A 23,250-nucleotide genomic window follows, 5' to 3' on the forward strand; every position below is an offset into this window, starting at 1 on the left:
CCTCGACGCCTCCGACGCTACTCCTCGTCCCGCATGACGAGAAGAATCGTCTCACATCGCGAACGCCTCACGGCACGCGGAGGCCCCCGCCCGCACGCGGCGAACGGGGGCCAGACCGGGCTGCGGAGCAGGTCAGTTGAGGGCGAACCAGGTGGTCCGGGACTTCTTCCACTCCGGGTGGGAGAGGTCCTTCGCCTCGGTGCCGTCGCCGTACAGGTCGGCCGAGCCGTCGTCGGTGATCAGCTGCGCCCGGGCGCCGGGGAGGGTGAGGTCCGGGACGTCCACCACGGCCTCCCAGCCGCCCGCGTCGGTGGTCGGCAGGTCGAGCAGCTTGACCGGCTGCGAACCGGGCTGCCCGTCCCAGCGGTAGAGCGCGTACGGGTCGGAGTCGTCGTCCGCCGCCCAGGATCCGGCCACGATCAGGTACTGGCCCAGGGCGTTGCGCCGCAGGTCTCGGACGGCCAGCCCGCCGAGGTTCAGCTCGATCGGCTCGCCGAACGTCGCGTGCACCGAACCCCCGGGCAGCGAGGAGAAGTTGGTGACCGGCACGATCAGCGCCCGGCCGCCGGTGACCGCCGGGGTGAGCGGCGCGCGGAAGCCCACGTAGGCCGTGGTGCTGCTGCCCGGCGCGAACTCCAGCCCCTCCACGTTGAACCCGTCGATCTGCTTGGGCACCTCGCCGGACGCCGCGCCCGCCGCGAAGCCGTAGCGGTCGCCGTGGGCACGGTCCCAGGCGATCAGGTCGGCCCGCAGGCCCTTGTACGAACCGGCGAGCGCCAGCTGGGTGCCGGCACCCGAGCCGGTGACGGTGGTGGCGAAGACGGTGTGCCGGTCAGCCTTGATCTCGCCGTCCTTGTTGTTGCCCAGCGAGCCGGTCCAGTAGATCGTGTTGCCGACCCGGGTGGCGCCCTCGATGTCGATCTCCTTGGAGACGCCGAGCGCCGAGCCGAAGTCCCAGGTGCGGACCGGCGCACCGGAGGCGTTCCGGTCGTACAGCCGCAGCACGTTCGACTCGTCGTCGGCCACCACCACGTACCCGCCGCCCGCGTCCACCGCCGCCGAGGCGTCGCTGGAGCCGGTCAGGTAACGGCTCCCGGCCGCGAACTGCACCGCCGGCGAGGCCGCGTAGTGCAGCGTCTTCGACGCGGTCTTGCCGCCCAGGCCGGTCACCTTCACGGTCAGGTCGGTGTAGCCGACGCCCCGCGCGGCGACCGCGAGAGTACGGGCCGCGCCGGTGCCGGCGACGGTGACGTCGCCGGTCCGGGCCACGGTGCTGCGGGTGCTCGCGGTGGCGGCCACGGTCAGGGCGGAGACCGCGGCACCGCTCTGGGCCACCGTCACGGTGACGGTCGGGTCGCCGGCGGCTCCGACCGCGCCGGACAGGTAGGCGGCGGAGAGCGTGATCGTCGGCGTGCCGTAGGACGCGGCGGAGACGGGCCCGGCCGGCAGGGCGAGCAGCGGCAGCCCGGCCGCGGCGACGGCGAGCGGCAGCAGGCGGCGGGAGGAACCGGACGGACGGCTGGAGCGGGACGGACGGGACACGGTGACAGCCCTTCGACGTGGGGCGGTGCGAGGTCCGGACCAGGGTGGGGCCCTTCGGCGAACGGCGCCCCGACAGCAGCGGGCCACCGGGCGAACACCGCCCCTCGCGCGGACCCTCCCGCCCGCCGGGGCCGTACCGTGGACGGGCACCCGACAGAACGGTTCCACGATGCCCGCCCCGCGCCCCTTCGTCCTGCTGAGCGCCGCGATGTCACTCGACGGGTACCTCGACGACGCCTCCCCCGAGCGGCTGCTGCTCTCCGGCCCGGCCGACTTCGACCGGGTCGACGCGGAGCGCGCCGCGTGCGACGCGATCCTCGTCGGCGGCAACACCCTGCGGGCGGACAATCCCCGGCTGCTGGTCAACGACCCGGACCGGCGGGCCGCCCGGCGCGCGGGCGGCCGCCCCGAGTACCCGCTGAAGGTGACGCTCAGCGCGAGCGGGCGGCTGGACCGGTCGCTCCGGTTCTGGCACACCGGCGGCGAGCGGCTCGCCTACACCACGGACCGGGGCGCCACCGCCCTGCGCCCGGAGCTGGCCGGGCTGGCCGAGGTCGTGGCACTCGGTCCGACGGTGGAGCTGGGCGCGGTGCTGGACGACCTCGGCGCGCGCGGGGTCCGCCGGCTGATGGTCGAGGGCGGCAGCGGGGTGCACACCCAGTTCCTGGCCCAGGGCCTGGCCGACGAGCTCCACCTGGTGGTCGCCCCCCTGCTGGTCGGCGACACGGACGCCCCGCGGTTCGTCGGCCCGGCGGCGTTCCCCGGCGGATCGGCGCACCGGATGCGACTGCTGGAGGCCCGTACGGTGGGCGACGTCGTCCTGCTCAGGTACGCCCCGAAGGAGCCCGCCCCGTGACCGACCCCCGCCCGTCCGCCGACCTCGTCTTCCTCCGCCGGGCGGTCGAGCTCTCCCGCCGCTGCCCGCCCTCCGCCACCGCGTTCTCGGTCGGCGCGGTGGTCGTCGGAGCCGACGGCACGGTGCTGGCCGAGGGCTGGAGCCGCGAGACGGACCCGCACGACCACGCCGAGGAGGCCGCGCTCGGCAAGCTCCCGGCCGGCGACCCCCGGCTCCGCGGCGCGACCGTCTACAGCTCGCTGGAGCCCTGCGGGCAGCGCGCCTCCCGCCCCGCGCCGTGCGCCCGACGGCTGATCGCGGCCGGGGTCCCGCGAGTGGTGGTGGCCTGGCGCGAGCCGTCCACCTTCGTCGCCGACACCCGGGGCGCGGCGCTGCTGGAGGCCGCGGGGATCGAGGTCGTGGAGCTGTCCGAGCTGGCCGAAGAGGCACGGGCGGTCAACGCCCACCTGGTGAGCTAAGCTTTTGTATCCTTATTAAACAATCAGCTCACCTTTCTCGGTCCCGACCGATCCGTCCCGCGAGGAGCCGCCCCATGCCCGCCGCCCCCGTCTCCTTCACCACCCGCGCCCTCCTGCTCGACATGGACGGCACCCTGGTCAACTCCGACGCCGTGGTCGAACGCTGCTGGCACCGCTGGGCCGACGGGCAGGGTCTCGACCCGGCCGAGGTCCTCGCCGTCGCCCACGGCCGCCAGGGCCACGCCACCATGGCGGCCCTGCTGCCCGACCGCCCGGCCGAGCTCAACCTCGCCGACAACAACCGGATGCTCGCCGAGGAGAAGGCCGACACCGACGGCGTCGTCGCGATCCCCGGCGCCCCCGCATTCCTCGCCGCCCTGGCCGGCCTCCCGCACGCCCTCGTCACCTCGGCCGACGAACCGCTCGCCGCCGTCCGGATGGCCGCCGCCGGCCTGCCGCTCCCGGCCGTCCGGGTCACCGCCGAATCGGTCGGCGCCAGCAAGCCCGACCCGGAGGGCTTCCTCAAGGGCGCCGCCGCCCTGGGCTTCGCCCCCGCCGACTGCCTCGCCTTCGAGGACTCCGGGGCCGGCATCGCCGCCGCCCGGGCCGCCGGCGTCCCCGTCGTCGGCATCGGCCCGCGCGCCGGCGCCCACGGCCCCGCCGCCCACGCGGCCACCCTGGAGACGGTCACCGTCACCCCCGGCCCGGACGGCACGATCACCGTCACCGTCGGCTGACGAGGGCACCCACCCGGGCCCCGTCCGGGAGGGGCGAGGGGCCGGCCCCCGAGGCCGGCCCCTCGCGACCTCGACGGCCGCCACGCCGCAGACACGCCGCCACCCGGGGAAATCGACACCGGGTCGGCGCGGGAACCAGCCAGGGGCACGCCCCCGAGAGGGCGGACCCCGTCCGACCTGCGCAGTCGACAGGTCACGCAACGCACGGCACGCGGAACATCACCCGTTGAAGCGGAGCTTCCACCACAACGCTGTGACCTGTGAAAACGTTGATCCTGGCGGCCCGAGTCAGCACGGAATCAGCACGGTGGATCGAACTCGCAGCCAGCCGTCAGTAGTGGTAGCGGGCGGCCAGAACGATGATCTCCCGGTCCGTCACCAGGTAGACGAGGCGGTGCTCATCGTCGATCCGCCGCGACCAGGCCCCCGGCAGGTGGTACTTCAGCGGCTCGGGCTTGCCGATCCCGGCGAACGGGTCGCGCAGGACGTCCTCGATGAGCTTGTTGATCCGGGCGAGCATCTTGCGGTCGTTCTTGAGCCAGGACGTGTAGTCCTCCCAGCCGCCCTCTTCGAAGACGAGCCTCACGCGGCACCCTTCCCGCCATCCGCCGCATCAGGGTCGATGAGCTCCCGCTCGGAAAGCCCTGTGCCGCCAAGGGCGTTCTCGTACGCCTTGAGCAAGCGGCGGGCGTTCACCGGCGAGCGCAACAGGTAGGAGCCTTCACGCAGGGCGGCATAGTCCTCGGCCGAGACGAGTACGGCATTTCCGTGCTTGGAGACGATCTCGATGGCCTCGTGATCATCGTTGACCTTCTTGATCAACGGGAAGAGAGCCTTGCGCGCCTCGCTGGCAGTGATCGACATCGACTGAACTCCCTCCATGACTGGTACCACATAACGTACCACTCAAGCAGGCGCGACGGGCCGAAGAAGTCAGCACCAAGTCAGCACGGAAAAGAGATCGGGGCCCGCCTCAAGGAGGCGGGCCCCGTCCGACCTGCGCATTCGACAGATCAAGCTAGCTCAAAGCAGTGCGCTCACACGTTGAAGCGGAACTCCACGACGTCGCCGTCCTGCATGAGGTATTCCTTGCCCTCGATGCGGGCCTTGCCCTTGGCGCGGGCCTCGGCGATGGAGCCGGTCTCGACCAGGTCGGCGAAGGAGATGATCTCCGCCTTGATGAAGCCCTTCTGGAAGTCGGTGTGGATCACACCGGCCGCCTCGGGGGCGGTGGCGCCCTTCTTGATGGTCCAGGCGCGGGCTTCCTTGGGACCGGCGGTGAGGTAGGTCTGCAGGCCGAGGGTGTCGAAGCCGACCCGGGCGAGGGTGGCCAGGCCGGGCTCCTCCTGACCCATGGACTGGAGGAGCTCCAGGGCCTCGGCGTCGTCCAGCTCGATCAGCTCGGACTCGATCTTGGCGCTGAGGAAGATGGCCTCGGCCGGGGCGACCAGCGCGCGCTGGGCGTTCTTGAAGTCCTCGTCGGCCAGCTCGTCCTCGTCCACGTTGAAGACGTAGAGGAAGGGCTTGGCCGTCAGCAGGTGCAGCTCGCGGATCGGGGTGGTGTCGAAGCCGGCCTCGAAGAGGGTCTTGCCGGTCTCCAGGATCGCCTGGGCGGCCTCGGCGGCGGCCAGGACGGGGGCGGTCTCCTTCTTGAGGCGCGCCTCCTTCTGGAGCCGGGGCAGGACCTTCTCGACGGTCTGGAGGTCGGCCAGGATCAGCTCGGTGTGGATGGTCTCGATGTCGTCCTTGGGCGACACCTTGCCGTCCACGTGCACGACGTCCGGGTCGGTGAAGGCGCGCACGACCTGGCAGATCGCGTCGGACTCACGGATGTTCGCGAGGAACTTGTTGCCGAGGCCCTCGCCCTCGCTGGCGCCGCGGACGATGCCCGCGATGTCGACGAAGTCGACGGTGGCCGGGAGGATGCGCTGCGAGCCGAAGATCTCGGCGAGCTTGGTCAGCCGCTCGTCCGGGACGCCGACGACGCCGACGTTCGGCTCGATGGTGGCGAACGGGTAGTTGGCCGCCAGCACGTCGTTCTTGGTCAGGGCGTTGAACAGGGTCGACTTGCCGACGTTCGGCAGGCCGACGATTCCGATCGTGAGCGACATGAAGCGCAGTCCCGTGGGCTTGGAGGAGTTGGGCCGGCCCCGGACGGGCCGATCCCCCAGTCTACGGGCAGCGGGTCAGGCGTCGGCCGCCGCCGGCGAGGGCCCCGGCGGGGACGTCGAGCCGCACGTGGTGGAGCCGTTCGAAGCCGAATCCGCCGCTCGTACGAACCCCCGGTGAAGTTGAGCGACGATCACATCAGTACTCCGTCCGGAGACACGGAACAAGGCCCGGAGACCCATTACACAGTGTGGCGATGATCGGACCGTACGTTGGGTGGGTGGAGCAGCGCATCCGTACCCAGCCGCCAGGGCCCAGACGCCGACCGCCGAACGGCGCGGCCGGGGCCGCCGTCCCCGGGCCCGGGCGGGCCCCCGAGACCGCCGACGGGCCCGCCGGGAAGCCGGACGGGAGGGGCGGCGGGAAGCCCTCGGCGAAGGGCACCGGGAGGGCCGCCGGGAAGGCCGCGCTCTCCTCCCGGCTACGCCCCGTGTCCGGCCCCCCGGGGCGCGCCCGGATCGCCGGCCGGCTCTACGGACGGCGGCGGACCGGCCGGCCGACCCGGCTGACGGCCGTCGGCACCGGGGTGGCCGCGCTGGTGACGACCGTCGCGGTCGCCGGCCTGGACCGGCTGGCCTTCGGCGGTCTCGGCGTCCTGTTCGGCCTCGGTTACCTGGCGATCTGCTTCCAGCTGGCCGTCCGGGTCCGGTTCGCCGACCTGCTGGCCGCCCCGATCAGCGGCCCGATCGCCTTCGCCGTCGCGATGCTGCTGTTCGGTCCCGTCACCTCGTCCGGCGTGACGGCCCAGGTGGTGGCGCTGGCGACCAACCTGGCCACCCGGGCCGGCTGGCTGTTCTCCGGCACCGGCCTGGCCGCGGTGATCGTGCTCGCCCGGTTCGTGGCCCAGCACCGGATCCACCGCGCGCGCTGAGGAGTGGGAAGCCGATTCCCCCCGGTTTCCCACTCCTCGGCCCGCCTCCCGCACGGTCCCCGGCACGAGCTCCCGGCCCGCCTTCACGGCCCGCCTTCACGGGCCGCCTTCACGGCGCGGGCGGCCGGTTCGCGCGGCGGCCGGTCCGGACGGTCAGGCGGAGGCCCGCGCGGCCGCCATGGCCGCGCCGACGATCCCGGCGTCGTTGCGCAGCTCCGCCGGGACGACCCGCGCCTCGCGCCCGCGCAGCAGCGGCAGGAACTTCTCGTGCTTGCGGCTCACCCCGCCGCCGATCACGATCAGCTGCGGCGAGAACAGCATCTCCACCACGTCCAGGTACTCGTCGACCCGCCCGGCCCACTGCTCCCAGTTCAGCCCGTGCCGCTCCTTGGCGGCCGAGGAGGCCCGCCGCTCGGCGTCCTTGCCGCGCACCTCCAGGTGGCCGAGTTCGGTGTTGGGCACCAGGGCGCCGTCCACGAAGAGGGCGCTGCCGATGCCGGTGCCGAAGGTCAGGACCAGCACCACGCCCTCCTGGTCGCGGCCGGCGCCGTGCGTGGTCTCGGCGAGACCGGCCGCGTCGGCGTCGTTGAGCACCACCGCGGGCAGGTCGAGCGCCTCGCGGAAGAGGCCGGCGGCGTCCACGCCGATCCAGCCCTTGTCGACGTTGGCGGCGGTCCTGGTCTGTCCGTTGACGACCACCCCGGGGAAGGTCAGGCCGACCGGTCCCCGGTGGTCGAAGTGTCTGACCACCTCGCGGACGGCGGCGACCACCGCCTCGGGCGCCGAGGGCTGCGGGGTGAGGACCTTGTGCCGCTCCTCGGTGAGCACCCCCCGGCCGAGGTCGACCGGGGCCCCCTTGATGCCCGATCCGCCGATGTCCACACCGAATACCGCCGTCATGTCCGACTGCCCTCCGCCGAAGTTGTCCACAGACCTGTGCATGGTTGTGCACAAAACTACGAGAGGCCCACCCGCCCCGCACAGCAAAGACCCGGTACCCGTCCGGGTACCGGGTCTCCCGGGCGTGCTGCGGTCGGTCAGAGCTTGCCCGCGGCCTCCGCGCGCAGGTCGCGGCGGAGCTCCTTGGGCAGCGAGAAGATCAGGTGCTCCTCGGCGGTCTTGACGGTGGAGACGTCGTCGTAACCGCGCGCGGCCAGGTACTCCAGGACGCCGTCGACCAGGATCTCCGGCACCGAGGCGCCGCTGGTCAGGCCGACCGTGGTGACGCCGTCCAGCCAGGACTCCTGGATCTCCTCGGCGAAGTCCACCAGGTGGGCGGCCTTGGCGCCGTACTCCAGCCCGACCTCCACCAGACGGACGGAGTTGGAGGAGTTCTTGGAGCCGACCACGATCAGCAGGTCGGTCTCGGGGGCCATCTGCTTGACGGCCACCTGGCGGTTCTGGGTGGCGTAGCAGATGTCGTCGCTGGGCGGGCTGACCAGCAGCGGGAAGCGCCGCTTCAGCTCGCCGACGGTGGCCATGGTCTCGTCCACCGAGAGCGTGGTCTGGGAGAGCCAGACGACCTTGGACTCGTCGCGGACCTGGACCTGGGCGACGTCCTCGGCGCCGTCCACCAGGTGGATCCGGTCCGGGGCCTCCCCCATGGTGCCGACGACCTCCTCGTGACCCTCGTGGCCCACCAGCAGGATGTCGTAGCCCTCGTCGGCGAAGCGCACGGCCTCCTTGTGCACCTTGGTGACCAGCGGGCAGGTCGCGTCGACGGTGGCGAGCTTGCCGGCCCGGGCCTCGTCGTGGACGGAGGGTGCGACGCCGTGTGCCGAGAACACCACGATCGAGCCCTCGGGCACCTCCTCCGTCTCGTCGACGAAGATCGCGCCCTTCTTCTCCAGGGTCTGCACCACGTACTTGTTGTGGACGATCTGCTTGCGCACGTAGATGGGTGCCCCGTACTGCTCCAGGGCCTTCTCGACGGCGATCACGGCGCGGTCGACGCCCGCGCAGTAGCCCCGGGGGGCGGCGAGCAGGACACGGCGCTGCGCGGTGTTGGACGACATGGCTCCATCGTACGGGCGGAGCCGTGCCGCGCCGACGTGAACCGCCTTCCGGCCGGAATCGGTCACGGGTGCTCAAATGTGGAAGCTATGAGCGAGCGAGTCGAGTCCGGCGGGCTGCGGCGCAGCCTGAGCGTCCGCGATCTGATGGTCTACGGGCTGCTGTTCATCGCCCCGATGGCCCCGGTCGGCGTGTTCGGGGTGCTGGACGCCAAGAGTCACGGCGCGGTCGCCGCCGTCTACCTGGTGGCGACCGTCGCGATGGGTTTCACCGCCTTCTCGTACGCCCAGATGGTGCGGGCGGTGCCGCAGACCGGGTCGGTGTTCGCCTACGCACGGGCCGGGCTCGGCGAGGGGCCGGGGTTCATCGCCGGCTGGATGGCGATGCTCGACTACCTGCTGATCCCCGCGGTCGCGTACCTCTTCTCCGGCATCGCGCTGAACTCGCTGGTCCCGGACGTCTCGCGCTGGGTGTGGACGGCGCTGGCGGTGGTGGTGACCACCGCGCTGAACCTCGCCGGGGTGCGGACCGCGGCGGTGGTCGGCTTCGCGGTGCTGGCCATGGAGATCGCCGTGCTGGCGGTCTTCGTGGTCGCGGCCGTGGTGGTCCTCGTCCGGGACGGCGCGCAGCGCGGCTGGGCGACGCCGTTCACCGCGGTCGGCGACTTCTCGGCGGCGGCCGTGCTCTCGGCCGTCTCGGTGGCCGTCCTCTCGTACCTCGGCTTCGACGCGATCGCGACCTTCGTGGAGGAGGCGGTCGGCGCCTCGGCGGCGGTGGCCAGAGCGGTGCTGTGGTGCCTGGTGGTGTCCGGGGTGCTGTTCGTGACCCAGACCTACCTGGCGGCGCTGCTGGAGCCGCTCGCCCCGCAGCAGCTGGCGGCGGACCCCGCGGCCCAGGGGTCGGCGTTCTACGACACGGTGGAGAGCGGGGTCGGGCACTGGCTGCACGTCCTGGTCGCGGCGAGCAAGGCGATCGGCGCGGCCTTCGCGGCGCTCGCCGGGCAGGCCGCGGCCGCCCGGCTGGTCTACGCGATGGGCCGGGGCGGGCGGCTGCCGCGCTTCCTGGGCGTCGTCGACCCGAAGACCGCGGTGCCGCGCCGGGCGCTGCTGGTGGCGGCGGCGATCACCCTGGCGGCGGCGGTCTGGGCGGCCGGGCGCGACGACGGGCTGGACCGGCTGACCTCGGTGGTGGACGTCGGGGCGCTCACCGCGTTCGCGCTGCTGCACGCCTCGGTGGTGGGCTGGTACGCGGTCAAGCACCACTCGCGGGACTGGCTGCGGCACGTCGTGGTGCCGGTGCTGGGCGTGGTGGTGATCGGGGCGGTGGTGTTCGAGGCTTCGGGGACGGCCCAGGTGGTGGGGCTGGTCTGGCTGGCCGTGGGATTCATGGTCCTCGTCGTCCAGGGCGCCTCCGGCGCGGGCATCCGCCGCTGAGTCCCGCGCCCGGCCGGGGGCGCGGTGTGCCGGCGCGGTGTCCCGGCGGGGGCGCAGTGCCGGCGGCGGTCCGGGCGGCCGGACGCGACGACGGGGTGCGGTGTCGCCGGGCGCCGCTAGCCTCGTACGCATGGCCAACCCCAGTTCCCCCGAAGCACCGATCCCGGTCGGCAAGGTCTCCGCGCTGATCGGGAGCTGGATCGACCGGCTCGGCGCGGTCTGGGTGGAGGGGCAGATCACCCAGCTCAGCCGGCGTCCGGGCGCGGGCGTGGTGTTCCTGACGCTGCGCGACCCGCAGGCGGACGTCTCGCTCACCGTGACGTGCTTCCGCTCCGTCTTCGACCAGGTCGCGGACGCCGTGCAGGAGGGGTCGCGGGTGATCGTGCACGCCAAGCCGGAGTGGTACGCCGCGCGCGGACAGCTCTCGCTGCGGGCGGCGGAGATCCGGTTGGTCGGGCTGGGCGAGCTGCTGGCCCGGCTGGAGCAGCTGAAGCGACGGCTGGCCGGCGAGGGCCTGTTCGCGGCGGACCGGAAGAAGCCGCTGCCGTTCCTCCCGCAGTGCGTCGGGCTGGTCACCGGCCGGGGCTCGGCGGCCGAGCGGGACGTCCTGGAGAACGCCCGGCGACGCTGGCCGGCCGTCCGCTTCGAGGTCCGCAACGTGCCGGTGCAGGGCGTCAGCGCGGTCGAGCGGGTGAGCGCGGCGGTGCGCGAGCTGGACGAGCACCCCGAGGTCGACGTGATCGTCGTGGCCCGGGGCGGCGGCAGCGTGGAGGACCTGCTGCCCTTCTCGGACGAGGGACTGGTCCGGCTGGTCGCCGCCGCCCGGACACCGGTGGTCAGCGCGATCGGGCACGAGCCGGACCAGCCGCTGCTGGACTTCGTCGCCGACCTGCGCGCGTCCACGCCGACCGATGCGGCCAAACGGGTGGTCCCCGACGTCGGCGAGGAGCTGGCCAGGATCCGGCAGCTGCGCGACCGGGCGCGGCGGCACGTGGTCGGCCGGGTGGACCGGGAGCAGCACGGGCTGGACGGCGTGCGCAGCCGCCCGGTGCTGGCCGCGCCGCACCGGATGCTGGACGGCCGCGGCCAGGAGGTGGCCGGTCTGCTGGAGCGGGCCCGGCGCACGCTCGGGCACCGGCTCGACCACGCGCAGACCGACCTCGGGCACACCCTGGCCCGGGTGGTCGCGCTCTCCCCGTCGGCCACCCTGGAGCGCGGTTACGCGGTGCTGCAGCGCGGCGACGGCACGGTGGTGACGGATCCGGCGCAGGTCGCGGCCGGGGAGGGACTGCACGCGCGGGTCGCGGGCGGCGGGTTCGACGTCACGGCGGCGGGCGGCGCCGGGGGGTAGCGGCGCGGCGGGCGGGGGACGCGGCGGGCGGGTCCCCGCGCTGTCGGCCCGGCCCCCTACGCTGGCTCCCATGGCAGATCAGGAGCAGGACGCGACGACGTCTCCGGCCGCGACCCCCGTCGCGGACGACGCGCTGGGGTACGAGCACGCGCGGGACGCGCTGCTGGAGGTGGTCCGGCAGCTGGAGAACGGCGGTACCTCGCTGGAGGAGTCGCTGGCGCTGTGGGAGCGCGGCGAGCAGCTGGCGAAGGTCTGCCAGCGCTGGCTGGACGGCGCCCGGGCCCGGTTGGACGCCGCCCTGGCGGCCGGGGAGGACGCCCCGGAGGGCCCGCCGCCCGGGGAGTGACACAGGTCACCTGAAACCCGGGGAACAGTTGAAACTTCACTCATGTTGGGACCGAATGACCGGCGGGAGCCGGTCACGCGACACGGACCCCGTTCCTTCCTCCCCATGAGGTGCAGAAGCACATGACCACCGACGCCCTGGTTCTCGACGCCGCCGCTCAGGACCTCCTGTTCCGCGAGGCCCGCACCGCCAACACCTTCACCGACGAGCCGGTCTCCGACGAGCAGATCCAGGCCATCTACGAGCTGGTCAAGTTCGGCCCGACCGCGCTGAACCAGCAGCCGCTGCGCGTCGTCCTGGTCCGCTCCACCGAGGGTCGCGAGCGCCTGGTCCAGCACCTGTCGGACGGCAACAAGGCCAAGACCGCCGCCGCGCCGCTGACCGCGATCCTGGCCGTGGACAACGAGTTCCACGAGGAGCTGCCGACCCTGTTCCCGCACTTCCCGCAGGCGAAGGACGCCTTCTTCGGCGAGCGCCCGGTCCGCGAGGCCTCCGCCCTGATGAACGGCGCCCTGCAGGCCGGCTACTTCATCGTCGGCGTCCGCGCCGCCGGCCTGGCCGCGGGCCCGATGACCGGCTACGACGCCGAGGGCATCAACAAGGAGTTCTTCTCCGACGGCGAGCACTCGGTGCTGGCCGTGGTGAACATCGGCAAGCCGGGCGAGGACGCCTGGTACCCGCGCTCCCCGCGCCTCTCCTTCGAGCAGGTCGTCACCACCGTCTGAGCCTGACGGAGACGACGAGAAGGGCCCCGCACACCGGTGCGGGGCCCTTCTCGTCGTCCGGGGAGGCCCTGCGGCCCGCGGCCCCACCGCTCCGGGTGGAGCGGGGCCGACGGGGCGGGGCCGGCCGGCGGGCTACTTGAGCGCCTGCGCCAGCTCCGCCAGCTCCTCGTAGGAGGCGGTGCCGGTCAGGACGGTGGTGCCGCCGCCCTCCTGGACGGCGATCGCACGGGACTTGGCGCCCTGCAGCCGCTCCCAGGTCCGGCCGGCCACCTCCGCGGTGCCGTCCGGCTTGCCGCCCGCCACCGCGGAGTCGAGCACCGCGTCACGCGGGGCGTCGCTCTGCTCCACCGCCGCGTACTGGCCGGACGGGGTGACGAAGCCCAGGTGCCAGGCGTTGCCCTTGCCGCCGCCGAGCGACGCCGGGCTGTAGGACACCGACGTGGCCCGCCACTGCGCGGGAAGGCCCTCCGGGGAGAGCAGCGGGTACGGCGCGGCGCGCTTCGCCGAGGCCGCGGCCACCTTGTACTCGACCGTCCGCACCCCGTCGCCGCCCGCGTCGTGCGGGAGGAACAGGTACCCGACCCAGACCACCGCGCCGACCGCCAGCATCGACAGGACCATGTCCCGCACCGTCTGCCGGCCCCTCATGCCCTTGCTCTCTCCTGCCACCCCCACATGGTGACTCATCGACCCCCCGCGGGCACCACCCGGGGGTATCCGCGTACGGGTGAACGGGGGCCGGACCTGCCGGTCCCGTCGGCCCGTGGCGACCCGCGCCACAGACAGTCATCTCGTGGGCAGATACGATCGCAGGACCCTCACCACGGCGTTCGACCAGGCAGTAGTCGGGCGCTCACTGGCCGTCGCGTACAGAGAGGTAACGACGATGACCACGCAGTACCCGCACAACCTTCCCAGCTCCCTCGAGGTGGCGCCGGAGGCGCCCGACCGGAACCTCGCACTCGAACTCGTCCGGGTCACCGAGGCGGCCGCGATGGCCGCCGGCCGCTGGGTCGGCCGTGGCGACAAGAACGGCGCCGACGGCGCCGCCGTCAAGGCCATGCGCACCCTCGTCTCCACCGTCTCGATGAACGGCATCGTCGTCATCGGAGAGGGCGAGAAGGACGAGGCCCCGATGCTGTACAACGGCGAGCGGGTCGGCGACGGCACCGGCGCCGAGTGCGACGTCGCGGTGGACCCGGTCGACGGGACCACCCTCACCGCGAAGGGCATGAACAACGCCGTCGCCGTGCTGGCCGTCGCCGACCGCGGCACCATGTTCGACCCGAGCGCCGTCTTCTACATGGACAAGCTCGTCACCGGGCCCGAGGCGGCCGACTTCGTCGACATCACCGCCCCGACCGCCGTCAACATCCGCCGGGTCGCCAAGGCCAAGGGCATCGCCGTCGAGGACGTGACCGTGGTCGTCCTCGACCGCCCGCGCCACCAGGGCCTGATCCGGGAGATCCGCGAGGCGGGCGCCCGGATCAAGTACATCTCCGACGGAGACGTCGCGGGCGCCATCATGGCCGCCCGCGAGGGCACCGGCGTCGACCTGCTGATGGGCGTCGGCGGCACCCCCGAGGGCATCATCGCGGCCTGCGCGATGAAGTGCATGGGCGGCGTGATCCAGGGCCGCCTCTGGCCCAAGGACGACGCCGAGCGCCAGAAGGCCGTCGACGCGGGCCACGACCTCGACCGCGTGCTCAGCACCGACGACCTGGTCAGCGGCGAGAACGTGTTCTTCGTCGCCACCGGCATCACCGACGGCGAGCTGCTGCGCGGGGTGCACTACCGCCAGGAGACCGCCACCACCAGCTCGCTGGTCATGCGCTCCAAGAGCGGCACCATCCGGGAGATCCACTCCACCCACAAGCTGTCCAAGCTGCGGGCCTACAGCGCGATCGACTTCGACCGCGCCAACTGATCCCCCGGCTCCCCGCACGCGGCGCAGCGCGACACGGCGCGGGGAGCACCGCGCCGCGCCGCACGACACGGCTCAGCGCCCGGCGACGCGCCGGAACACGACGTCGCACGCCCGCTGCCTCGGCGAAATCCCCCTTCGCCGAGGCCGCGGGCGTTCGCGGTCCCGACCGGGCGTCAGCCCGCGATCCGGCGGCGCGGAGCAGGCACCCGGGCCGTCTCGCACAGTTCCACGTCACGGCGGCGGCGGCGCGCCAGCACCACCCGCCGCTCGGCCGCCGTCAGACCGCCCCACACCCCGTACGGCTCCGGCTGCGCCAGCGCGTGCTCCCGGCACTCCAGGAGCACCGGGCAGCGGGCACACACCTGCTTCGCCTGCTCCTCGCGCGACAGCCGGGCGGCCGTCGGCTCCTTCGACGGTGCGAAGAACAGGCCCACCTCGTCCCGCCGGCAGGCCGCGGCGGTGTGCCACGGATTGTCCTCACCCGCAGGCTGCGGAGCCGGACGCCGTTCCAGCAGCCGGGCCGCCGCGACCACCGGAGAGGCGGCGGCGGACGGCGGCGTGGCCGACGACGGGGCGGCGGGCGAGGTGGTGCGGGACTCGATCGGATGCAGCACGGCCGTACTCCTGACGAGGCTCTCGGACACGGGGAAGCTCGCTCCCCTGCGGGCTGCGGGCCCCCGTTCCTCACACCCCCCGGGCCGGCCTCAGGCCGCCTCCGGTACGCAGCCGTACAAGAAGCGATGTGCCAGAGGAACTACCCCACGGCGCCGCGATTCATGCACACTGCACGCAATCGACTACAGCGTGCACCCGAGGCAACGTCGAGTGCCCGGCCGGGAGTTGACTCCGGCCGGGCACACGGGACGCGGTCCGTACGCGAATCAGTCGGCGCCGAGCTGCTTGCGCACCCACTCCTTGAGCTTCTTGCCCTTGCGCGGCTTCGCCTCGCAGCCGCCGAAGACCGCGGTGCCCTTCACCCGCACCACCGGCGCGTAGGGATCGGCGGCGGTCTGCTCCTTGACGTCGAAGCCCCCGAAGATGCCGACGCCGCTGCCGTGCAGGCTGACGTTCTCCGGCACCTTGATCTCCACCCCGCCGAAGATCGCCACCACCTCGATCACCACCTCGGGCGACTCGAAGACGGCGTCGGTCAGGTCGATCTCCACCCCGCCGAAGATCGCCACCGCCCGCAGGTTCGACCCCACCCGCCAGCGGCCCTTGCGGGACGATCCGCCGAAGACCGCCAGCATCGTCGGCGCCTCCGTCCGGGCCGGCAGCCGCACCGGGCCGTTCTGGCGCGGGGCGCCGCCGGCCGCGGAACCCAGCGGCGGCTTCTCGAAGGAGACCTCCGTGTGCACCGGGAGGTCCCGGGTGAGCGGCACGAGTTCGCCGAGGGTCTTGGCGGAGTAGGCCGCCTCGATCCGCTCGGCGTGCTCGTCGACGTCCAACCGCCCCTCGGCGTAGGCGTCGCGCAGCAGCTCCGCCACCCGTTCGCGGTCGGCGTCCGAGGCCCGCATCTCGGCCTGCGCCACCGGCGCGTGGCCGGCTCCGGCGGGCGGCTTCGCCGCCGGCTTGGTCATCGGTATCGGCGACTGCCCCCGCGGCACGGGCGACGCCCCCCGGTCGTCCTTCTGATCGTCCATCGACGGCGAGTTGTCCACGGGGCAAGCCTAGCCACCGGGGCAAGCCTCGTACGCACGTGCGGGTGACGCCGGTCACGCAGGCTTACCTGTCCGCGTGCTTCGTTCGCGCGGGTCCTACCCTTGAGGGTGCTTCCGCCCTTGAGGGTGCTTCGCCGACGCAGCCGGAACACTGGATACCTAAGGACCGCCCCGATGGCTCCCACGCCAGACTTCGAGTACAGCGACCTGCTCCCCCTGGGCGCTGACCCGACCCCCTACCGCAAGCTCACCTCCGAGGGTGTCTCCACCTTCGAGGCCGGCGGGCGCACCTTCCTCCAGGTCGAGCCCGAGGCCCTGCGGCTGCTCACCGCCGAGGCGATGCACGACATCTCGCACTACCTCCGCCCCGCCCACCTCGCCCAGCTGCGCCGCATCCTGGACGACCCGGAGGCCAGCCCCAACGACCGCTTCGTCGCGCTGGACCTGCTGAAGAACGTCAACATCTCGGCCGGCGGCATCCTGCCCATGTGCCAGGACACCGGCACCGCCATCGTCATGGGCAAGCGCGGCCAGAACGTGCTGACGTCCGGCGGCGACGAGGCCGCCGTCGCGCGCGGCGTCTTCGACGCGTACACCAAGCTCAACCTGCGGTACTCCCAGATGGCCCCGGTGACCATGTGGGACGAGAGGAACACCGGCAACAACCTGCCGGCCCAGATCGAGCTGTACGCCACCGACGGCGACGCCTACAAGTTCCTCTTCATGGCCAAGGGCGGCGGCTCCGCCAACAAGTCGTACCTGTACCAGGAGACCAAGGCGATCCTCAACGAGGCGAGCATGCTCGCCTTCCTGGAGCAGAAGATCCGCTCGCTCGGCACCGCGGCCTGCCCGCCGTACCACCTGGCGATCGTGATCGGCGGCACCAGCGCCGAGTTCGCGCTGAAGACCGCCAAGTACGCCTCCGCGCACTACCTCGACCAGCTGCCGACCGAGGGCGACGCGAAGACCGGGCACGGCTTCCGGGACCTGGAGCTGGAGGCCAAGGTCACCGAGCTGACCCAGAAGATCGGCATCGGCGCCCAGTTCGGCGGCAAGTACTTCTGCCACGACGTGCGCGTCGTCCGCCTGCCGCGCCACGGCGCCTCGCTGCCGGTCGCGATGGCCGTCTCCTGCTCGGCGGACCGCCAGGCGCTCGGCAAGATCACCGCCGAGGGCGTCTTCCTGGAGCAGCTGGAGACCGACCCGGCCAAGTACCTGCCGGACACCACCGACGACCACCTCGACGACGACGTGGTCCGCATCGACCTCGACCAGCCGATGTCCTCGATCCGGGCCGAGCTGTCCAAGTACCCCGTGAAGACCCGGCTCTCGCTCACCGGCACGCTCGTCGTCGCCCGCGACATCGCGCACGCCAAGATCAAGGAGCGCCTGGACGCCGGCGAGGGCATGCCCAAGTACCTCCAGGACCACCCGGTGTACTACGCCGGCCCGGCCAAGACCCCCGAGGGCTTCGCCTCCGGTTCGTTCGGCCCGACGACCGCCGGCCGGATGGACTCCTACGTCGACCAGTTCCAGGCCGCCGGCGGCTCGATGGTCATGCTGGCCAAGGGCAACCGCTCCAAGCAGGTCACCGACGCCTGCGCCGAGCACGGCGGCTTCTACCTGGGCTCCATCGGCGGCCCGGCCGCCCGCCTCGCCCAGGACTGCATCAAGAAGGTCGAGGTCCTGGAGTACGCCGAGCTGGGCATGGAGGCCGTCTGGCGGATCGAGGTCGAGGACTTCCCGGCGTTCGTCGTGGTGGACGACAAGGGCAACGACTTCTTCCGGGAGACCACCGAGGGCCCGCTGATCACCAGCCTGCGGGTCCGCTCCAAGGAGTAGACGGACACCCGGACACCCGGACGACGCCCCGGTCGCGCACCCCGCGACCGGGGCGTCGCCGTCGGCGTGCCACCGGTTCCGGCGGTGCCTGTGCCGCCGCCGGGGCCGCCGGGGCCGCCGGGGTCACGCGTCGAAGTCGTACTCCAGCACGTAGGACGCGGCGTCGAGGATCATCTCGTTCAGCTCGACGACCTGGCCCTCGTCGGCGAAGGCCGTCCGGCAGATGAGGATCACCGGGGTGCCCGCCGACAGCTCCAGCCGCGCGGCCTCCTCCGCGCCGGGCATCCGGGACCGGACCTCCTCGCGGAAGTGCACCGGCTTGGCCCCGATCTCCGCCAGCCGCGCGTACGTGCCGCCCGGGCCGGTGTCCTCGCGGGTGATCGCCGTCCCCGCGACCAGGCCGGCCGGCAGGTAGGACGTCGACAGCAGCACCGGCTTGCCGTCCAGGACGAACCGCCGGTGCCGCACGCACATCGGCGCACCCGGGTCGACGCCCAGCACCCGCGCCACGTGGTCCGGCGCCCCCTGCTCGGTGACCGAGACCTGGTCGACGACCAGGTTCCGCCGGTCGATGTCCGCCGACCATATCGAGCGGCCGGACCCCCACTGCCCCTGCGCGAGCCTTTGGATCCCGCGCCGCCGCAGCGGCCGGAAGTCCCGGACGAACACCCCCGAGCCCCTGCGCGCCTCCACGATGCCCTCGCTCTGCAGGACGCCGAGCGCCTGACGGGCCGTCATCCGGGCCACGCTGTACGCGTCCATGAGGTCGTTCTCGCCCGGTAGCCGGTCGCCGGCGCGGTACTCGCCCGCGTCGATGGCCGCCTTCAGGGTGTCGGCGATCCGTTGGTACTTGGGCTGTTTGTCGCCACTGCTGCCGGCCATCGCCTGCTCCCTCGTCCTCGCCGGAAATCGTAGGCGCGTTCGCGGCCTCCGGTAAGCCGATCGGACCGGTCAGGCCGTTGACATCTCTAGAGATATTAGCTTCTCTAGAGATGCTGGGTAGTCGCCGAGCAGAGCCGAACCGAGCCAAGCCACGACAGCGACCAGGGGCGGCCGCACCGGCGCCGCGCCCGCACCGGAGCAAGGAGCACTGCGGTGAGCACCCGTAAGCGCAATGCCGCGGCCTACCGGCCGCGAGTGGGTGAACTCGTCCTCGACACCAGGACCGGACGCACCGGCATCTACATGGACACCATCGGCGGGGAGCACTATCTCCGCCCCCCGGACGGCGGCTGCGAGTGGACCGCCGACCCCGGACACATCGGCCCGGCCGGCGCCGGGGCGTCCCTCGCGGCGCTCGGGGCGCTCGGGGCCGCCGGACACGAACGACCCTGCGGTACCGGGGCCGGGGACACCGGACCGGCGGTCCGGGGCCGGATCGGGCGGCAGGCCGAACGGACCGGCAGGACGGACGGCGAGATCCGGCCACGGGGCACCGGCAGACACGCCCCCGAACCCGACCGCGGGCGCCCGCCGGAGCACCGGACGGGGCCGGGCGCCTCGGCCGCCGCCGCGGGCGGCTGGTGACCTCCACCGGCCGGGCCGGCACCCGCGCCGGCCGGGCCGGAGCGGTCACGGGCGGGACGGCGAGTGTCCCACCCCGTCCTGCGGGGTGGGACACTCGGGTGCTGGTGGGCTACGGGTGACCGGTGATGATGCCGGCGGAGGCGCCGGCGGCCGTCACGACACAGCCGGTGGTCACCACGATCGTCGAGACGGCGACGACCGCGAGGCGACGGAGCCTGTTCACACGGGTCCCCCCCTGGTGAGCGGCGGGTGCGGAGCGTCCGCGCCTACGGGTGGCTGGAGATGATGCCCTGCGGCTCGCGGTCCGTGCCGTGCACGCCGTCGGCCGAAGCGTCGGGCTCCACCACGTACGCGGCCTCGTCGCCGAAGAGGTCGTCCTCCAGGTCCGCCTTCTGCGCGGCGGTCGGCTCGGTGTACTCGGCCGGGTTCGAGGTCGCGGCCACCGCGCCCTCGACGGCCTCGCCCGCCTCCACGGAGACGGCGTCCTCGGCCGGCGTCGTCGGCGCGGGGGTCTCGCTCTGGTTGTTGGCCATGGGCGGCTGCCTTTCGGTCATCACATGTCTTCTGCCCCACCGGCTTGGCGCGGGCCCGCGGTCAGTATCGTAGGGTTGATTAAATGTCCGATAAACATCGTGCGGCTTACCGTGCCGTCCGGCAGAGTCGGCCCTCCGCCTAAGCTGAAGCCACCACACAACGGCGGACCGCCGAGCGCCCTACCGGGATCATCGACACCAGGCCATCGGGGGACTTCATGGAGTTTCGGGAGACGCCGCCTGCACCGGCGCTGCGCTTCCAGGTACTCGGTCCGGTCCAGGCCTGGCTCGACGGCAAGCAGCTCGCACTCGGCTCTCCCCAGCAACAGGCCGTCCTCACCACCCTCCTGCTGCACGCCGGACGCCCGGTCACCACCCAGGACCTGGTGGACGGCCTCTGGGGCGACCGGCCGCCGGCCCAGGCCATCGCGGCGCTGCGGACCTACGTGTCCCGGCTGCGCACGGTCATCGAGCCCCGCCGCGAAGTGCGCGCGCCCGCCGAGCTGCTGATCTCGATCGCCGACGGCTACGCCCTGCACATCCCGGGCCGGGCCCTCGACCTGACCGTCTTCGAGCAGCTCGCCACCGAGGCCGCGACCGCCCGCGCCGGCGGCGACCTCGACAAGGCCCACCACCTCCTGGTCCGCGCGCTCGGCCTGTTCGCCGGCCGCCCGCTCACCGGCGTCCCCGGCCCGTACGCGGACGCGCAGCGGCTCCGGCTCGCCGAGCGGCAGATCGCCGTCGCCGAGGACCGGTGCACGATCGCGCTCGACATCGGCCTGCACGCCGAGGTGGTCGGCGAGTTGAACTCGCTCACCGCCGAACACCCGCTCCGGGAGCGGCTGCGCGAACTGCTGATGCTCGCGCTCTACCGGTGCGGACGGCAGGCCGAGGCGCTCGGCGTCTACACCGACACCCGCAAGCTGCTGATCGACGAACTCGGCGTCGAGCCGGGCTCGGGGCTCTCCGCGATGCACGCCCGCATCCTCGCGGCCGACCCGGCGCTGACCCTGCCGACCGTCACCGCACCCGTGCCCGTCGCCCGCGAGGACGGCCCGGCCGCACAACCCGCCCCGGCCCAACTGCCGGCGGACGTCTCCGACTTCAGCGGACGCTCGGAGATGGTCGCCGACCTCTCCACCGTCCTCATGAACGCCACCGGCCAGGCCGTGGTCGTCACCTCGCTGGCCGGCATCGGCGGCGTCGGCAAGACCACCCTCGCCGTGCACGTCGCCCACCGGGTCCGCGCCGAGTTCCCGGACGGGCAGCTGTACGTCGACCTCCGGGGCGCGGGCGCCTCGCCCGCCGATCCGGCCGTGGTGCTCGGCGACTTCCTGCACGCCCTCGGCGTCACCGAGAACCCCGACTCGCTGGAGCAGCGCGCGGCCCTCTACCGGTCGCTGCTCGCCAGCCGGCGGATGCTGATCCTGCTCGACAACGCCCAGGACGCCGAGCAGATCCGACCGCTCATCCCGGGCGTCTCCGGGTGCGCCGTGCTCGCCACCAGCCGTTCCCGGCTGGCCGGCATCCCCGGCGCGCACCTCGTGGACGTCGAGGAGCTGACGCCCGAGGAGGCGCTGGCGCTCTTCTCCGCGATCGTCGGCGACCAGCGCGTCGCCGCCGAACCCGAAGCGGCCATGGCGGTCGTGACCGCCTGCGGATTCCTTCCGCTCGCCGTCCGCATCGCCGCCGCCCGGCTCGCCAGCCGGCCCCGGTGGAGCGTCTCGGACCTCGCCCGCCGCTTAGCCGACCAACGGCGCCGCCTGGACGAACTCCAACTGGGCAACCTCGCCGTGGAAACCACCATCGGCCTCGGCTACGGGCAACTGTCCGCCGCCGAGGCCCGCGCCTTCCGGCTGCTCTCGGTCGTGGACTCGCCCGACCTGCCGCTGGCGGCGGTGACGGCGCTGCTCGGCGTCGAGGAGACCGAGGCGGAGGACCTCGCCGAGGCCCTCGTCGAGGCCAACATGCTGGAGACCTTCTCGCCGGGCCGCTACCGGTACCACGACCTGCTCCGGCTGTACGCGCAGCGGCAGAACGAGCGGGCGGACGACACCGGGGAGCAGCAGGCCGCCCTCCGGCGCCTGCTCGACCTGCTGCTCGCGACCGTCCGCAACGCGGCGCAGGCCGTCGAGCCCGACGACCAGCTGCCCGAACCGCTGAACCCGCCCGCGTCGATCGGCATCCCGCTGATCACCAGCGACTTCGCCCAGGAGTGGCTGCGGACCGAGACCGCCCTGCTGCTCAGCTCGGTCGAGGCCGCCGTCCAGGGACCGAGCGAACTGCTGCGACCCGCCGTCGACCTGCTGATCGTCCTGAACAGCCTGGTCGAGGACCCGACGCACGGCTCCCGGGTGCGCCACATGCTGGAAGCCGCCGACCGGAACGCCACCTCGCACGCGGACTCCGCCGCCCTCGCCCGGGTGCACTTCGCCTTCGGCACGCTGCAGTCGATCACCAACGACTTCCAGAGCGCCGAGCAGTCCCTGCGCAAGAGTCTGGACCTCCAGGACGCCGAGGACATGACCGTCCTGCGCTCCGCCGCCGCCAACGACCTGGGGATCATCCTCAGCCTGGCCAACCGGCCCGCCGAGGCGCTGCCGTTCTTCGAACTGGCCCTCGCCATCAGCCGCGTGGTCGGCGCACCGATCGGCGAGGCCCGGCTGCTCGGCAACATGGCCCGGGCCCAGCTCGGTCTCGGCATGCTCGAAACGGCCGTCCGCTCCGTCACGGACGCCGTCGGCACCGCCCGCGCGTCCAAGAACGGCCCCTGCCTGGCCGACACGCTGTACCAACTCGGTGTCGTCCTCTCCTCCGCCGACGACCCGGCCACCGCCGCCGAGCACCTGCGCGAGTCGCACCGGCTCTACCAGTCCCAGCAGAACCGGCTGCGCGAGGGCTACACCCTCGCCCGCCTCTCCTCGTCCCTCCTCGCCGCCGGCCAGCAGGCCGAGGCGGCCGAGACGGCGGAGGAGTCCCTCGCCATCGGGCACGAGATGGACTCCGCCTACTGCCAGGGCCTCGCCAACGCCGCGCTGGGCGGCGCGCTGCTCGGCCTCGCCCAGCCCGCCCGTGGACTGGCGTGCCTGCGGGAGGCCCACGCCGTCTTCACGCGGCTCGGTGTGCCCGAGGCCTCCCCCGTGGCGGACCTCATCTCCCAGCAGCACACCGAGCCCCTCTCTCCCCCCGCGCCGTAGGTCTCCAATCCCCCGATCGCCCCCCTGGAGACCTTCCCGTAGGCGTTCGGCGCTCCCGCAGC

At 73.1% G+C, this 23,250-nt stretch carries 21 protein-coding genes and 1 pseudogene; 11 read left to right on the forward strand and 11 right to left on the reverse strand.

Annotation, left to right across the window (positions count from 1 at the left end):
* Nucleotides 1–132: 132 nt before the first annotated feature.
* Nucleotides 133–1,464: a hypothetical protein gene (locus tag ACFWIC_RS29525; RefSeq protein ID WP_380356736.1), complete on the reverse strand. Its 1,332-nt coding sequence runs from the start codon at nucleotides 1,462–1,464 to the stop codon at nucleotides 133–135.
* Between the two features lie 247 nt (nucleotides 1,465–1,711).
* Between ACFWIC_RS29525 and ACFWIC_RS29530 the strand changes: the two are divergent.
* Together ACFWIC_RS29530 and ACFWIC_RS29535 are read left to right on the forward strand one after the other, a co-directional pair.
* Nucleotides 1,712–2,856, forward strand: a pseudogene (locus ACFWIC_RS29530) (dihydrofolate reductase family protein).
* A gap of 74 nt (nucleotides 2,857–2,930) precedes the next feature.
* Nucleotides 2,931–3,593 (forward strand): HAD-IA family hydrolase, encoded by a 663-nt coding sequence (locus ACFWIC_RS29535; protein ID WP_380356716.1) that lies wholly within the window; start codon nucleotides 2,931–2,933, stop codon nucleotides 3,591–3,593.
* A gap of 331 nt (nucleotides 3,594–3,924) precedes the next feature.
* Here ACFWIC_RS29535 and ACFWIC_RS29540 read toward each other — a convergent pair whose 3' ends face one another.
* The 3 genes from ACFWIC_RS29540 to ychF all read right to left on the reverse strand — a co-directional run bounded on the left by ACFWIC_RS29540 (nucleotide 3,925) and on the right by ychF (nucleotide 5,704).
* Nucleotides 3,925–4,179, reverse strand: coding sequence for a Txe/YoeB family addiction module toxin (locus tag ACFWIC_RS29540; RefSeq protein ID WP_355403450.1), 255 nt, complete (start codon nucleotides 4,177–4,179; stop codon nucleotides 3,925–3,927).
* Nucleotides 4,176–4,457: a type II toxin-antitoxin system Phd/YefM family antitoxin gene (locus ACFWIC_RS29545; protein ID WP_380356719.1), complete on the reverse strand. Its 282-nt coding sequence runs from the start codon at nucleotides 4,455–4,457 to the stop codon at nucleotides 4,176–4,178. The genes ACFWIC_RS29540 and ACFWIC_RS29545 overlap by 4 nt, the downstream gene beginning before the upstream one ends.
* 173 nt (nucleotides 4,458–4,630) lie before the next feature.
* A complete protein-coding gene (ychF, locus tag ACFWIC_RS29550) occupies nucleotides 4,631–5,704 on the reverse strand; it encodes a redox-regulated ATPase YchF (RefSeq protein WP_329876211.1) in 1,074 nt (357 codons plus the stop codon).
* A gap of 278 nt (nucleotides 5,705–5,982) precedes the next feature.
* On the opposite strand from ychF, the gene ACFWIC_RS29555 reads away from it, so the two are divergent.
* Nucleotides 5,983–6,633 carry a DUF6542 domain-containing protein gene (locus ACFWIC_RS29555; protein WP_329949335.1) on the forward strand — a complete coding sequence of 217 codons (651 nt, stop codon included), beginning with the start codon at nucleotides 5,983–5,985 and terminating at the stop codon, nucleotides 6,631–6,633.
* A 153-nt stretch (nucleotides 6,634–6,786) separates the two neighbouring features.
* Here the strand turns inward: ACFWIC_RS29555 and ppgK are convergent, their stop codons facing one another.
* Nucleotides 6,787–7,533 carry a polyphosphate--glucose phosphotransferase gene (gene ppgK, locus ACFWIC_RS29560; protein ID WP_329876207.1) on the reverse strand — a complete coding sequence of 249 codons (747 nt, stop codon included), beginning with the start codon at nucleotides 7,531–7,533 and terminating at the stop codon, nucleotides 6,787–6,789.
* Between the two features lie 137 nt (nucleotides 7,534–7,670).
* Nucleotides 7,671–8,648, reverse strand: a complete 978-nt coding sequence (locus ACFWIC_RS29565) for a 4-hydroxy-3-methylbut-2-enyl diphosphate reductase (RefSeq protein WP_329949337.1) — start codon at nucleotides 8,646–8,648, stop codon at nucleotides 7,671–7,673.
* An 87-nt stretch (nucleotides 8,649–8,735) separates the two neighbouring features.
* Between ACFWIC_RS29565 and ACFWIC_RS29570 the strand changes: the two genes are divergently transcribed.
* The 4 genes from ACFWIC_RS29570 (at nucleotide 8,736) to ACFWIC_RS29585 (ending at nucleotide 12,501) form a co-directional block, all read left to right on the forward strand.
* Nucleotides 8,736–10,079 (forward strand): APC family permease, encoded by a 1,344-nt coding sequence (locus ACFWIC_RS29570; RefSeq protein WP_329949338.1) that lies wholly within the window; start codon nucleotides 8,736–8,738, stop codon nucleotides 10,077–10,079.
* Nucleotides 10,080–10,209: 130 nt separating this feature from the next.
* The gene (gene xseA, locus ACFWIC_RS29575; protein WP_329949339.1) at nucleotides 10,210–11,430 is read left to right on the forward strand and encodes an exodeoxyribonuclease VII large subunit; all 1,221 of its coding nucleotides are present in this window, start codon (nucleotides 10,210–10,212) and stop codon (nucleotides 11,428–11,430) included.
* 70 nt (nucleotides 11,431–11,500) lie between these two features.
* Nucleotides 11,501–11,776, forward strand: coding sequence for an exodeoxyribonuclease VII small subunit (locus tag ACFWIC_RS29580; protein ID WP_380520424.1), 276 nt, complete (start codon nucleotides 11,501–11,503; stop codon nucleotides 11,774–11,776).
* A gap of 122 nt (nucleotides 11,777–11,898) precedes the next feature.
* Nucleotides 11,899–12,501, forward strand: a complete 603-nt coding sequence (locus ACFWIC_RS29585; protein ID WP_329876198.1) for a malonic semialdehyde reductase — start codon at nucleotides 11,899–11,901, stop codon at nucleotides 12,499–12,501.
* Between the two features lie 132 nt (nucleotides 12,502–12,633).
* Here the strand turns inward: ACFWIC_RS29585 and ACFWIC_RS29590 are convergent, their stop codons facing one another.
* Complete coding sequence (locus tag ACFWIC_RS29590; RefSeq protein ID WP_355403441.1) at nucleotides 12,634–13,170, reverse strand: DUF4245 domain-containing protein; 537 nt, start codon at nucleotides 13,168–13,170, stop codon at nucleotides 12,634–12,636.
* Between the two features lie 217 nt (nucleotides 13,171–13,387).
* Between ACFWIC_RS29590 and glpX the strand changes: the two genes are divergently transcribed.
* The gene (gene glpX, locus ACFWIC_RS29595) at nucleotides 13,388–14,428 is read left to right on the forward strand and encodes a class II fructose-bisphosphatase (protein ID WP_355403439.1); all 1,041 of its coding nucleotides are present in this window, start codon (nucleotides 13,388–13,390) and stop codon (nucleotides 14,426–14,428) included.
* 173 nt (nucleotides 14,429–14,601) lie between these two features.
* Here glpX and ACFWIC_RS29600 read toward each other — a convergent pair whose 3' ends face one another.
* Both ACFWIC_RS29600 and ACFWIC_RS29605 read right to left on the reverse strand, forming a co-directional pair.
* Nucleotides 14,602–14,961, reverse strand: a complete 360-nt coding sequence (locus ACFWIC_RS29600) for a WhiB family transcriptional regulator (protein WP_380361454.1) — start codon at nucleotides 14,959–14,961, stop codon at nucleotides 14,602–14,604.
* Between the two features lie 348 nt (nucleotides 14,962–15,309).
* Nucleotides 15,310–16,071, reverse strand: a complete 762-nt coding sequence (locus tag ACFWIC_RS29605; RefSeq protein WP_380361456.1) for a DUF1707 domain-containing protein — start codon at nucleotides 16,069–16,071, stop codon at nucleotides 15,310–15,312.
* Nucleotides 16,072–16,263: 192 nt separating this feature from the next.
* On the opposite strand from ACFWIC_RS29605, the gene ACFWIC_RS29610 reads away from it, so the two are divergent.
* Complete coding sequence (locus tag ACFWIC_RS29610; RefSeq protein WP_355403437.1) at nucleotides 16,264–17,931, forward strand: fumarate hydratase; 1,668 nt, start codon at nucleotides 16,264–16,266, stop codon at nucleotides 17,929–17,931.
* Nucleotides 17,932–18,054: 123 nt separating this feature from the next.
* On the opposite strand, the gene ACFWIC_RS29615 is transcribed toward ACFWIC_RS29610, so the two are convergent.
* Nucleotides 18,055–18,813 (reverse strand): GntR family transcriptional regulator, encoded by a 759-nt coding sequence (locus ACFWIC_RS29615; RefSeq protein ID WP_355403435.1) that lies wholly within the window; start codon nucleotides 18,811–18,813, stop codon nucleotides 18,055–18,057.
* A 213-nt stretch (nucleotides 18,814–19,026) separates the two neighbouring features.
* On the opposite strand from ACFWIC_RS29615, the gene ACFWIC_RS29620 reads away from it, so the two are divergent.
* The gene (locus ACFWIC_RS29620; protein ID WP_380361441.1) at nucleotides 19,027–19,458 is read left to right on the forward strand and encodes a hypothetical protein; all 432 of its coding nucleotides are present in this window, start codon (nucleotides 19,027–19,029) and stop codon (nucleotides 19,456–19,458) included.
* Between the two features lie 266 nt (nucleotides 19,459–19,724).
* Here ACFWIC_RS29620 and ACFWIC_RS29625 read toward each other — a convergent pair whose 3' ends face one another.
* Entirely contained in the window at nucleotides 19,725–20,012 is a 288-nt protein-coding gene (locus ACFWIC_RS29625; protein WP_329876186.1) for a hypothetical protein, read from the reverse strand.
* Between the two features lie 197 nt (nucleotides 20,013–20,209).
* Between ACFWIC_RS29625 and ACFWIC_RS29630 the strand changes: the two genes are divergently transcribed.
* Entirely contained in the window at nucleotides 20,210–23,188 is a 2,979-nt protein-coding gene (locus tag ACFWIC_RS29630; protein ID WP_380520425.1) for a BTAD domain-containing putative transcriptional regulator, read from the forward strand.
* The last annotated feature ends 62 nt before the right edge of the window (nucleotides 23,189–23,250 follow it).

Source organism: Kitasatospora sp. NPDC127035 (genome assembly GCF_042726075.1).
GTDB lineage: Bacteria > Actinomycetota > Actinomycetes > Streptomycetales > Streptomycetaceae > Kitasatospora.